Source organism: Undibacterium sp. Dicai25W (assembly GCF_049340505.1).
Lineage (GTDB): Bacteria > Pseudomonadota > Gammaproteobacteria > Burkholderiales > Burkholderiaceae_D > Undibacterium > Undibacterium jejuense.
Genome location: NZ_JBMPOQ010000009.1, coordinates 93,129 through 105,890, shown reverse-complemented (window position 1 = coordinate 105,890; position 12,762 = coordinate 93,129). Strand labels below are relative to the sequence as shown.

General features: G+C 45.7%; 11 protein-coding genes. 5 read left to right on the top strand and 6 right to left on the bottom strand.

The features are described 5' to 3' along the window. Positions 1 to 61: 61 nt before the first annotated feature. Positions 62 to 1,408, top strand: coding sequence for an MFS transporter (locus tag ACO0KY_RS12085; protein ID WP_422990726.1), 1,347 nt, complete (start codon positions 62 to 64; stop codon positions 1,406 to 1,408). Positions 1,409 to 1,677: 269 nt separating this feature from the next. Here the strand turns inward: ACO0KY_RS12085 and ACO0KY_RS12080 are convergent, their stop codons facing one another. From ACO0KY_RS12080 to ACO0KY_RS12060, 5 genes are all read right to left on the bottom strand, one after another. After that, positions 1,678 to 2,508, bottom strand: coding sequence for a hypothetical protein (locus tag ACO0KY_RS12080; RefSeq protein ID WP_423046338.1), 831 nt, complete (start codon positions 2,506 to 2,508; stop codon positions 1,678 to 1,680). 58 nt (positions 2,509 to 2,566) lie between these two features. Continuing rightward, entirely contained in the window at positions 2,567 to 3,181 is a 615-nt protein-coding gene (gene lpoB, locus ACO0KY_RS12075) for a penicillin-binding protein activator LpoB (protein WP_186913073.1), read from the bottom strand. Positions 3,182 to 3,241: 60 nt separating this feature from the next. Then, positions 3,242 to 3,637 carry a YcfL family protein gene (locus ACO0KY_RS12070; RefSeq protein WP_186913072.1) on the bottom strand — a complete coding sequence of 132 codons (396 nt, stop codon included), beginning with the start codon at positions 3,635 to 3,637 and terminating at the stop codon, positions 3,242 to 3,244. Positions 3,638 to 3,670: 33 nt separating this feature from the next. Further along, on the bottom strand, positions 3,671 to 5,164 hold the full coding sequence (locus ACO0KY_RS12065) for a COG3014 family protein (RefSeq protein ID WP_423046335.1): 1,494 nt from the start codon (positions 5,162 to 5,164) through the stop codon (positions 3,671 to 3,673). A gap of 144 nt (positions 5,165 to 5,308) precedes the next feature. Continuing rightward, positions 5,309 to 6,286: an acyl-CoA thioester hydrolase/BAAT C-terminal domain-containing protein gene (locus tag ACO0KY_RS12060; protein ID WP_423046333.1), complete on the bottom strand. Its 978-nt coding sequence runs from the start codon at positions 6,284 to 6,286 to the stop codon at positions 5,309 to 5,311. Positions 6,287 to 6,408: 122 nt separating this feature from the next. Between ACO0KY_RS12060 and ACO0KY_RS12055 the strand changes: the two genes are divergently transcribed. Then, on the top strand, positions 6,409 to 8,757 hold the full coding sequence (locus ACO0KY_RS12055) for a Tex family protein (RefSeq protein ID WP_423046331.1): 2,349 nt from the start codon (positions 6,409 to 6,411) through the stop codon (positions 8,755 to 8,757). 114 nt (positions 8,758 to 8,871) lie between these two features. Here the strand turns inward: ACO0KY_RS12055 and ACO0KY_RS12050 are convergent, their stop codons facing one another. Then, positions 8,872 to 9,690, bottom strand: a complete 819-nt coding sequence (locus ACO0KY_RS12050) for a LuxR C-terminal-related transcriptional regulator (protein ID WP_423046329.1) — start codon at positions 9,688 to 9,690, stop codon at positions 8,872 to 8,874. 650 nt (positions 9,691 to 10,340) lie between these two features. Between ACO0KY_RS12050 and ACO0KY_RS12045 the strand changes: the two genes are divergently transcribed. The 3 genes from ACO0KY_RS12045 (at position 10,341) to ACO0KY_RS12035 (ending at position 12,716) form a co-directional block, all read left to right on the top strand. Continuing rightward, a complete protein-coding gene (locus tag ACO0KY_RS12045; RefSeq protein ID WP_423046327.1) occupies positions 10,341 to 11,423 on the top strand; it encodes a PAS domain-containing sensor histidine kinase in 1,083 nt (360 codons plus the stop codon). Positions 11,424 to 11,809: 386 nt separating this feature from the next. Next, on the top strand, positions 11,810 to 12,121 hold the full coding sequence (gene grxD / locus ACO0KY_RS12040; protein ID WP_186913066.1) for a Grx4 family monothiol glutaredoxin: 312 nt from the start codon (positions 11,810 to 11,812) through the stop codon (positions 12,119 to 12,121). Positions 12,122 to 12,131: 10 nt separating this feature from the next. Continuing rightward, positions 12,132 to 12,716, top strand: coding sequence for a UbiX family flavin prenyltransferase (locus ACO0KY_RS12035; RefSeq protein WP_423046325.1), 585 nt, complete (start codon positions 12,132 to 12,134; stop codon positions 12,714 to 12,716). Positions 12,717 to 12,762: the final 46 nt, after the last annotated feature.

The window sequence follows — 12,762 nt, the reverse complement described above, 5'->3', positions numbered from 1 at the left end:
AAGTTATATCTGCGAGGGTTCATGGCGTCCATCGATCAGACCATAACTACGAGAGACGACTATGCCAAGTATCAGCCACCACGGCGAACATAACGCCGAATTCCCCCTCCGTTCCAACACTGGTTCAACCAAAAACACCAAGTCTGACCACACGACAATTGCGCCAGGAGAAATTGCAATTGGCGTCGTTATCGGACGCGCGTCGGAGTATTTTGACTTTTTTGTCTACGCCATCGCTTCGGTACTTGTTTTCCCGATGGTATTTTTCCCTTTCGTACCACGCCTTGAAGGCACTTTGTACGCATTCACTATATTTTCTTTCGCGTTTCTTGCAAGGCCTTTCGGCACTGTTATTTTTATGTCTATCCAGCACCATCTGGGGCGAGAAGCAAAATTGACCATGGCGCTGGTCTTGTTAGGTTTTTCGACAGCTGGAATTGCTTTTTTGCCAACATTTAGTCATTTAGGCGTGACTGCCATTGTACTGCTTTCAGTTTTGCGCGTCGGACAGGGCATTGCTTTGGGTGGTGCATGGGATGGACTACCTTCTTTGCTGGCATTGAACGCCCCGCAAAACAAACGCGGCTGGTATGCGATGCTTGGGCAACTTGGTGCCCCGTTTGGCTTCATGATCGCCGGTAGCATCTTCGCCTTTCTGATATCGAACACGACGGCAGAGGATTTTCTGGAATGGGGTTGGCGTTTCCCGTTTTATGTTGCGTTTGCGATTAACGTAGTGGCCTTGTTTGCCCGCTTGCGCCTGGTTTCCACCAATGAATATGCGCGTCTCTTGGATGAACGTGAATTAGAGCCAACCAAAGTCACCGAACTGGTGAGTTCCCAGGGACGCAATGTATTAATCGGCGCGCTGGCCGCATTGGCAAGTTATGCCTTATTCCATCTGGTGACAGTTTTCCCTTTATCGTGGATTACTTTGTATTCGCCGCGAAACTTAAGTGATTTTTTGTACATTCAGGTGGGCGGTGCGGCGTTGATGGCGGTCTCCGTCGTTTTTTCTGGCCTGATCGCCGATCGCTTTGGACGCCGCAATACCTTGGGTACACTTGCGCTGATGATTGCCGTGCTTAGCGGCTTTGTCCCGACATTACTTGATGGTGGCGAACAAGGTCAAAACATCTTCATCCTGTTAGGCTTTGTCTTGCTGGGGTTGTCTTACGGCCAAGCTGCTGGTGCAGTGACGGCCAACTTTGCGGCGAAATACCGCTATACCGGTGCTGCGTTGACTTCAGATCTGGCATGGTTAGTCGGTGCTGGTTTTGCGCCACTGGTCGCTCTTGGTCTCTCCTCGCATTTCGGACTGGCCTACGTCAGCCTCTATTTATTATCTGGCGCGGCCTGCTCTATGGCTGCATTGAGCTTAAACCGGGCACTGGAAATCCGGGATTAGTTGCGACCAGGATTGTTCAATTAGTCGCATAAATATTAAGGGTGGGATGAGCGGATAATCTACTCATCCCACCCTTAGCACTTATACGCAGTTCATACTGGTACCACCCGCCAATTCTTCTTAACAAGATTCCACGCGGGTTGCACCCGTCCCAATGAAAATTTCTCTAAACCCCTCTAAAGCAATGAACTGACGTAAAAAAGGCCAGCAATTGCCAGCCTTTAAACTTTATATACTCACCTGATTTTACCGACTGTCATCAAAATTAATCAATGATAGACTGTGACCGGCTCAGAAACTGGTGGCGGTGCAACCATCTGACCATTTGTGTTTTGATATTGCGTACGATTGGCACCACGCGGTACGCCAAACTGCGCCATCAATTCACCATAGGCAGCATCAGCAAGACTGCGCGAAGTTTCCTGAATGACCTTGCCACGATTAAATGCAACACGATCACCCGCACGGCTAATGATTTTCGTGTCAACACCGGAGCCACTAGCGCTAAACGCCGCCTTCACTTCGTAAGTCTTAGTATTGATCAAATTAAAATCAGCAACCAGATCAAGTGACAGACTGGCCGTCATTGAATTGCCGTACTGCAGTTGATTACTTTCTTGACGGAATTGAATGCTGCTTACCGTACCAAACAAAACATAATCAGCGCCCGGATACATCCCTTGCTTAATGCGGCTAATGATGTCGTAAATCTTTTCCATCGGTTTGCCAACATAAGGACGTGCTTCCATTATATGAACGCCACCACCTCTAATCATCGCACCTTTCAGATCAGCTGTATAATTTTTAAGTTCGCCGCGATCGATATACGTATAGGTGCCTTCGGCTTCATAATAATTACTCTCGCTTTTGGCATTTACGTTGCCGCGTTGAGAGTAGCTGTGATCCGTTTCACGTTCGCTATAGCTGCCTTTGACGCTACTTTTACTGCTGGCAGCAACCACGTGAAAATACTCGCTAACTTTTTCTTCATAGGTCAAATCAGTGACTGCAATTTTTGGCTCTGCCGCATATGCACTGAGTGCACTGAGTACGCTGACTGAGCAAAATGCTGTCGCAATTAAGGTTTTAACTTGGAACATCATGCTTCCTTTTTCGGGATACAAGCTAGTGGGCGTGTCAAAAGACTTCCCACCGGAATTATTTTTTAGACGTTTTACGAATTTCTTTTTCTTCTTCCCACTCAATCGAACCATCTTCAATGTCATACAATTTGAGTGTCATTTTATAAAACACGTCTTTAGTTGTCGCATTTTGTTTAACGATAGAAACGATTTCACCCTCAAGTGAATACTTGGCGGCAGCCATATTACCGATTTTTGCCTTACCTTGAGATTTGTACAGGCCACTTTGATTCTGACGCTGTAACTCATCAACTCCTTGCTGCATTTCGTCAGCGCTACGTGTCATTTTGACTTTGCGGCTTTTTACCAACGCGGTTTGAATTGTATTCATAATCGATTTGGTATCGATGTATTCGCTGGTCTTGTTGCGCACGCCAGCCAATGTCAAAGTCGGGCGACCACTAAGAACTGGATCTTCCAGGAGAGAACCCACCATCTTTTCTGCGATCATCTGCAAATCAGTAGAACCAAATTCATTAGTAACGGTTTCAACCGCTTTATTATCACCATAACTAACCTGACGAGCCAAGCTGACGGTTGGTTGAGAAACACGGGTCTGGCAAGCAGACAAGGCGCCAGCGATTAACGCCAACAAACACAGAGATTTTGAAATAGAAACAAAACGGGACATGGAAACTCCTTAGTTCTTTACTTTATTTGGAAGCGACAAAAATGATCAACAACAAGCTACTTAGCGTGGTTCTGCACTCATTTCAATTTTGAAATCAACTGCTTGCGGACCATAAGCTGTTCCCTTAATTAACTGACTTTGTTTGCCAAGTACGGTAAGAGGCTTCCAAACTTCACCATCACCAACCTGCATACCACCGGCATCAGTCCAGCGAAAGCGGTAGTAAACCCGCACGTCATTGACTGTGGTGTTATACATTTCTGCTTGCACCACCAGCACATCATTGCGCTTTTGAGAACGCAAATCGGTTACCTGTACGCCCTCCAGCGGACCACGAACCATCAGTTTGGCGGCGATACCTGGTGAAATTGCAATGGGTAAATTTTCCGCCAGCACTGGCGCATTACTGCAGGCGAAGCTGAGAGCGACCGCCGCAGCGCATAATTTGAAATTCATTGGTATTCGTCCTTATCAATTAAATCATTTAAATTAATTTGTCGGACTGCGAACTGCTGTCGCAGCTGCAGCAGCCGTAGATTTATTACTTTTAGTCGCAGGTTTCTTCGATGCTGATTTAGATGCTGGCTCAGGAGCAACTTCCGCTACAGGCGTCACGGTACCAAATTTTGCCTGATCACCGACATAAGTTTGGTTAGGATACAGGCGCACAGGAACGACCATATAACGCCCATCAACAGTCACCTTGGTGGTATCTCCAGCACGTCCAGAAAAATTAACGTTATAGTCACCAGGCGGCAAAAATGCACGTGCAATGAACACCCGCTCTGGCAAACTTCTCCACATGCGGTCATCAGCTGGACTTTCAGTAGCAGCAACTGCGATATTGGCTGCCAAGCCAGCAAGTGCTCCAAAATGCTTATTTACCTGATCTTGGGCAACAGCTTTCGTCACTGCCCGGATAGCTGCACGCGTTTGAATACCTGGCAACTCATCTTTCAGTGCACGACGTGCCATTACATTAAAATCTGCGACCATTGCCGTTGGTAAAATCTGGTTGCCAACAGCAAAAGAATTAATTACCGGCGCGTCATTATCAGGATAAATGACTGGGAACGCAAACGAGACCGTGATCAATCCATGGCCAGTAGGAACAGGAAACGCAATTTTTTTCGACTGGCGGGCTGGAGAATTACCAGCTTCGATTACAAACAATACGTCCGTTACACCTTTTTTACGACGAAAACTAGTGCGTTGATCAAGCCCCTTCAAACCATCTTCAAGGACTGGCAATTCCGGACGTAATTCGATAGCCTTGCGATAACCAGGCGCAGCCAAACCAGGCTCATTCAAAGCCTCGTAGACAAAACCGGCCAGGTAATGACCCAATGCATTCTGGTAGCCATTTTTTAGCTGCAACACGGCTGGATCATTGAGCGTTTCTACGGGGTACCCATTCAACTCTTTGTTACCAGTAGTGACGCCTTTACTCTTTGCATCATTTTCCGCTTCCAACGTTTCTTTAGAACGGAACTCAGCAATAACTGCTTCGCGTTCGTGCGTGCGCTTGATATCGACACGGGCTGTATCGAGGTCGCCAAGATTGATGCGATCCATCGCCATTCTGATGGTCAACATGACTTTTTCGTAATCCTGGCCTTCATAATCACGACTTGCATCCCCCATAATTAAAGCACCGATCTGACCCATGAGTTTTTGAGGATTCGACTTTGCCGTTTCTTCCCAAGCCTTGACACTGACGTCAGCAACACCAAAAGCATCAAGACTTTCTTGGTAGCGTTTGCCGACACGCATGAGTTCGCCTTTTTCTAAATTCAGCAATAAGTCTTTCTCATTTTTCCCTTGAGTTTGTTGCTCGACTTGCTTAATAGCTTCATCAATATTGCCCGTTTTGACCACAGCGATTGTATTGCCGACTTGACTATCATGAGTGGGAGCGGTCGCACAACCGCTCAAAATCAGTGCGGCAAAGATTGGGGAAAATTTATTTGCAGAAAGGCGCATAGGGAGCGATCAGAAGAATATAGAAATGAGTGAGCAGGCGATTACCTGATTTGTTAATTATATGAAAACTATGTTTTCCTGTCATTTGATTTTTATCCAACAAGGTGCATGAAACAACAAAATCAAGAAAAATATATTGTGGATTCAAGGGGTCAATATTTTGCTTTCAGACAACCAAAGATCGAGTTGCCACATGAAGTCAGGTAGATAGTTATGAGTTGGCCCCATCAGACCGTGATCAGCAAGCGGATATTGGAGTATGCGTAAATGATCATTTCCGGCCTCGATAAACTGATGCTGCAATTGATCCAAAGAATGTACTGGAATCAGCCGATCTGCCCCTCCTGCGCCTAATAATATGGGCAATTTGCTTGTCAATAAACTCTCGGTCTCCGGTAAATCGAGGATTTCTTTCCAGTAGCGCCAACTGCGACTATGAATAGATGCGCTATCGGGATCGGCCGGTCGAGACGCCAGTACCGCTTGCAATTCCTGCCAGCCGCGTGCCATATGCGGGTAATCCGCAGCTAACGCATGATAGACACGACCGGCATTCATCCCGCTGTGCGAAAGTAAGACCATGTGCGTAACTTGTGGCAAATCGACAGCAAGTAAGGGCACTAGTTCGGCCCCCTCAGAAATGCCCAACAAGACAACCCTGCCAGGTGCCACAGCTATTTCCGCCAGTCGCGCACGAATGAACTTCAATTGATCCACATGCCATTGCGAAATATGGTCGGCACGCACAAAATCATCACTACATTTCTGCCCATCTGCCATTTCAGCGATAAAACGCTTTTGCAATACAAAAATCCGGGTTCGCCCAGACTCCCCTTCTAATCCAGTAAAATATTCCGGCAAGAAGCGTCCCATGCTGCCGCAACCGGAACCAGCAATAACAAAAATTAAGTTTTTAATCGGCCCTACAACGTCACCCGGACTAGTTAGACTTTTATCGAAAGAGTAATAAATCGCACTGCCCCCATCATCAAAGTTCATCGTCATTGGTGACAATCCACCAGCAACTCCTGGCATTGATACTAGCAAGAGCAATATCAAGCTCACGACCCGATACAGATACAGATACAGATACAAAACTTTATCCTTTTTCATAATCAACATTGACAGACTTGCACGTTTCTATCTTTTAACTCCAGTCTTTCACGCTGTCAAGACTGGCGCAATTGCACAAATTGCGTATCATCTGCGCCTTGATTGCTTTTTATTGTCTGGATTCTGGATTTATGCTGCCTTCGATTGAACAAAGACTCGCCTTAGAACTCGCCGCCAAGCCAGTTCAGGTTGCTGCTGCCGTTGCCTTGCTGGATGAAGGTGCTACCGTACCGTTTATTGCCCGCTACCGGAAAGAAGTTACCGGTGGATTAGATGATATCCAATTGCGCTTGCTCGAAGAGCGTCTGCGTTATTTACGCGAACTCGAAGACCGTCGCGCTGCGATTGTGGCGTCGATCGAAGAACAAGGCAAAATGACGCCAGCTCTGCTGGATTCGATTACCCACGCCGAAGACAAAACGCGTCTCGAAGATTTATACCTCCCGTACAAACCCAAGCGTCGCACTAAAGCGCAAATTGCTGTAGAGGCTGGTTTGTTGCCACTCGCCGATGCTTTGCTGGCAACCCCCCTGTTGAATCCGGAAACCGAAGCGGCAGCATATTTAAAACCTGCCTTCACGACGGATAACGGCGACAACCCTGGTGTACCAGATACCAAAGCGGCTCTCGATGGTGCGCGCCAAATTTTGATGGAACGCTTTGCCGAAGATGCGACGCTGTTGCAATCCCTACGTGAATATTTGAACGATCACGGCGTCGTCGAATCCAAAGTGGTACCAGGCAAAGAAGAAGCTGGTGAAAAGTTTGCCGATTATTTTGACTACTCAGAGACCCTGGGCACGATCCCATCACACCGCGCGCTGGCCTTGTTCCGCGGCCGTCGCGAAGAGATGCTGACAGTCACGTTGCGTCTTGATAGCGAAGAAGAAAAGCCAACCTGGGCTTCGCCATTAAATCCTTGCGAAAGCCGCATTGCAGCGCATTTTGGCATTAGTCAAAAAGATCGCCCGGCCGACAAATGGCTGGTCGATACCGTACGCTGGGCATGGCGCGTCAAGGTGTTTATGCATCTGGATACAGAATTGATGGGCAAATTACGTGAACAATCCGAGATCGAAGCGATCAACGTGTTTGCACGTAACCTGAAAGACCTGTTGTTGGCAGCACCGGCTGGCCCACGCGCAACTATGGGTCTCGATCCTGGTCTGCGTACTGGCGTCAAAGTCGCCGTTGTCGATGCCACCGGTAAAGTCATGGAACACGCAACCATTTACCCGCATCAGCCACGCAATGACTGGGATGGTTCTTTGCATGTCTTGGCGCAGCTGGCCGCCAAACACAATGTGTCGTTGATTTCGATCGGCAACGGCACGGCATCACGCGAAACCGACAAACTGGCGCAAGACCTGATCAAACTCAAACCAGAATTAAAACTAACTAAGATCGTCGTTTCTGAAGCAGGTGCGTCGGTGTATTCTGCTTCTGAATTTGCTTCTAAAGAATTACCTGACCTCGACGTCTCGATCCGCGGTGCAGTATCGATTGCACGTCGCTTGCAAGATCCGTTGGCAGAACTAGTCAAGATCGACCCCAAATCCATCGGTGTCGGTCAATATCAGCATGATGTAAGTCAAAGCCAATTAGCACGCTCTTTGGATGCTGTGGTTGAGGATTGCGTGAATGCGGTTGGTGTCGATGTCAATACTGCGTCTGCTCCTTTATTGGCGCGAGTTTCCGGCTTGTCTTCCAGCGTCGCGCAAAGCATTGTGAACTTCCGCGATGCTAAAGGGATGTTCAGTTCACGTGCCGATTTGCGTTCTGTTCCGCGCCTTGGTGACAAGACATTTGAACAAGCGGCGGGTTTCTTGCGCGTCATGAACGGCACGAATCCTCTCGACGCTTCTGCGGTGCATCCTGAATCGTATCCGTTGGTAGAAAAAATTCTGGCTGACATCAAGAAAGATGTCAAAGGCGTCATTGGTGACAGCGGCTTGTTAAAATCATTGAATCCAGCCAAATACGTTGATGAAAAATTCGGTGTACCAACGATTACCGACATCATCAAAGAACTGGAAAAACCAGGCCGCGATCCACGTCCTGAATTCACTACCGCTACCTTTAAAGAAGGCGTGGAAGAAATTAAAGATTTGCGTCCGGATATGATACTGGAAGGTGTTGTGACGAACGTGGCAGCCTTCGGCGCCTTTGTTGACATCGGGGTTCACCAAGACGGGCTGGTGCATATTTCTGCCCTGTCGAATACCTTCGTAAAAGACCCACACACCGTCGTCAAAGCAGGTCAGGTTGTGAAGGTGAAAGTGTTAGAAGTGGACGTCAAACGTCAGCGTATTGCCCTGACCATGCGTTTGACCGATGCTGCACCGCAAGCGGGCAGCAAGCCAGAACAACGTGGTGATCGTAACGATGCGAAACGTCTCAATCAACATCGTTCACAAGCGCCTGCGGCAGCTCCTGCAGGTAATGCAATGGCGGCTGCATTTGCAAAGTTGCGTGGCTAGATCCGCACTTACGTAAGAAAAAAACCGGAGCACAGTCTCCGGTTTTTTTCAACAATCAGCGCCAGAACAATACAAGCCAGCCACAATTAAAAACACTTCAGAACAACAACATGGTCAAAATTTGACCTGCTGATAATGCAGTATGGCGTATTGCATCATTTGATTTGTCGTCGTCACATTAAGCTTTTTCTTCATATTTCTGCGATGAGCGTTAACCGTGGTCAAGGCAATATTCAGCTTATCGGCAATACTCTTTGAGGTTCCACCTTTGGCAATTAACATTAAGATTTCTAACTCTCTTGCTGACAAACTTTCCCCACTGCGTGCAGCTTTTTTACTGCGAACAAATGGGTCTGCGTTCACGTCAATTGGTGATGGCGTATTTGAAATTGCAACGGACTTGTCATGACAAACGCCAGGTTGCACTTGATCCGATAAAAAACGACGTCGAAGATTATCGAGAAAATGAATTTCCCTGCCTATTTCGGTTTGCCTGATTTTAAGAGAGTCTTCAAATTTTTGAATAAATTCAATTACCTGGCTTTCATTTCCAATCAAATCTGTCACATCGGTCAATACACCTGACCAGAGACTACCGTCGATATTAGTTTCAGATAACGACGCCTGGGCAAATACCCATTTGAGAGTACCTGATGGGGTCCGTATGCGATGAAGGTGCGCCCAGTTTCTGCGTTGATTAACCGCATCTTCAATCGACTTTCGGTGATCAGCTCTGTCATCCGGAATAATCTGGTTGGTAATAACGAAATGATTTTCGTAGGCCTCTTCAGGTGATACCTCATACAGATCACGAATGTGATTACTGAGCAGAAGAAATTTCCAGTCACCATTCTTAAAGACAAAAAACTGATAGATCACGCCAGGAAGCTGATCGATAAACAATGATAAATCCTTGGTAATTTGATTTGGCATTTTCTTTATTTTTCTTCTGTAAGAATCTCTTGATGAATCAATGTTCAATGAATTAATCAAACGAAAACATGACCGCTATTTCTGAAATCTTATTTAAGCTAAGGCATTTCCGATTGATATTCGGCGGCGCTACTACACAATATTCCTAGAAAGCTAAGTTCAATTGATACACCTCAATCCGCCCTCTAGAAAGAATAAAACTATTTTCGGTTTTATGAAAACTTATTGTTCTACCTCAAGAGCATTGGAAAATTAAATTAAATTTACACGCTAATACTAACTATTTTGATAGTCACTTATAACTATTTCACTTCCTGCAAACTGTCACAAAAACTGCCTGATTTAATTTCAATCACCTAAACGTTCACTATGAAGAATGTCGTTTTCCTTAGCTTTTCAAGGCTACTCTTACGCTTCATTCACACTATCAAAAAACATTAGAAGTTATGTTGGTATTGTTGCGAGTGAATCAAAATAGAAGGATACTTTGACAATATAGTAGTTTTATTTTTCCTTGGCACATAAGCGAATATTTTGAGGTTCGCTTTTTCGACAATGCTTTAGACTTTTGCACAAGCCGCCAAGTATGACTAGCACGATTCACTATTATCTTTTTTACGTTCCTCATTTCACTCTTTGTATTTGCCAGCATGAATAATAATGAACAAGAATTGCAGTCTAATCTTAAGCGTTTTTCTGGGATTGTTGCCAGCGCCAAAGACGGCATTATTACCATCGATTCAAATCATAAGATCATTTATGTGAATGCGGCAGCTACCATGTTTTTTGGGTATGGGTCTGAAAGCACAGATGAAGCAATGTTAGGGATGAATTTAGATCAGATAATTCCTGGTCGGCATCGCGAAAATCATAATCAACACGTTAAAAATTTTGGGAAAACTGGCGTTTCCATTCGCGAGATGGGAGCTAATTTTGAAGATTTTTATGTTACCGGACTAAAAAAAAATGGCCAGGAATTTCCAATTGAGGCCAGCATCTCTAGTTTCACCGAAGGTGAGCAACGCTTTTACACGGTCATTTTTCGCGATATTACAGAACGTAAAATCGCCAAGCAAAAATTAGATCAGTACCATCAAGAGTTAAGTAATCTGACCAGATCAATACAGACTGCACGCGAAGAAGAGAGAAAACATATTGCTCGTGAATTGCACGATAACCTTGGACAACTTCTGGCTGCTCTACGTATCGATTTGCACTTTTTACGAAATAAGCAGTCCGAAAACACAGACGCAGTGACACATATTGATGGCATGGATAAATTAATCCTAAAATCCATTGCCAGCTTGAGGCAACTCGCCTCTGATTTGCGCCCAAACTCCTTAGATGAAGGTGGACTCTTTTTTTCTTTGCGCGCGCTCACCAAAGAATTTACCCAGCGTCACTCGATCAACTGTCAGTTGATTGCAGTTGAAGATGATTTGAATTTTTGTGAAGAAACCTCAACGACGATATATCGGATTGTTCAGGAATCTTTATCAAATATTGCTCGCCATGCGTATGCAACGCATGTAGATATTGAACTCGTCAAAAATAGCGAGGGCTTATACTTCAAGATTGCTGATAACGGCATAGGAATTTCTCATTCTGACCTCAACAAAAAGCAATCTTTTGGTTTAATTGGAATGCGTGAACGTGTACATGCAGTGAAGGGCGAGCTAAAAATTCTAAACGGACAACCCGGCACCATTGTCGAAATACGAATGCCTGTATAGATAAATTCGATTTGACAAGGTAGGGTCGCAAAAATCTGAAATGAAAAAATAAAATTTAATGATTTAATGATTTAATGATTTAATGATTTAATGGTTTCATGATTTCATGATTTATTGTTCGATACCCAATGAAATGATGCTCCAGACATACAACAGTAAGTTATCGCCACCACGCCGACATGAACATTGGTTCTAAACTTGGAAAGACGGAAGATTAGAAAAAGTCCAATAAATTCTCAAGTCTGCTATCGTTTTGTGGCTATTTTTGAAAGTAATTTGCGAATAAATCACTGATCAACAAGTTATAGATTCGATAGTAGATGCTAAGCACATCGTTTTTGGCTTTCCACTATAATGGCGGAATTCGTTTTATAAGGAAGATTGCCATGAGCGACGTTCAAAGCTGGATCAAAGAAACCGTAACCCAAAACCCTGTTGTACTGTTCATGAAGGGAACTGCACAATTTCCACAATGCGGCTTTTCTGGTCGTGCGGTGCAATTACTGAAAACCTGCGGTGTGCAAAATCTGGTCACTATCAACGTACTGGAAGACCCTGAAGTACGCCAAGGTATCAAAGACTTCTCTAACTGGCCAACTATTCCCCAGTTGTATGTTAAAGGGGAGTTCATCGGTGGCTCTGACATCATGAACGAAATGTACGAAAGTGGCGAATTACTGACTTTGCTCAAAGATTAATATCAATACCATGCAGCCGTCTACCACTCCAAAACGCCTGATCATCGCCATTACTGGCGCGACAGGCTCAGTTTATGGCGTGCGGCTGCTGGAAGTATTGCGAGATTTGCCTGAAGTAGAAACCCATCTGATGATTTCTGAGGCTGGTGTCCTCAATTTGCATCAGGAAATGGATTTCAAACGCAAAGACGTTGAAACCCTGGCAGATGTCGTGCATAACGTGCGGGATGTTGGTGCCAGCATTGCCAGCGGCTCGTTTTTGTCAGACGGAATGATCATTGCGCCCTGCTCGATGAAAACGCTGGCTTCAGTGGCACATGGAATGTCAGACAATCTAATCACCCGTGCAGCTGATGTGGTGCTCAAAGAACGCCGCCGCCTTGTCTTAATGGTGCGCGAGACACCGTTCAATCTTGCACATTTACGCAATATGACCGCCGTCACAGAGATGGGCGGCATTATCTTCCCACCGTTTCCTGGTTTTTACCAACGCCCACAATCGATCGCCGAGATGGTCGATCACACCGTTGGTCGCGTTCTTGATATGTTCGCCGTTCCGCATCAACTCACGCCGCGCTGGCACGGGATGAAATAGACGGCGCTGCTGCACCGGATGTTCATTTGATTGAATCAGCAAGCGC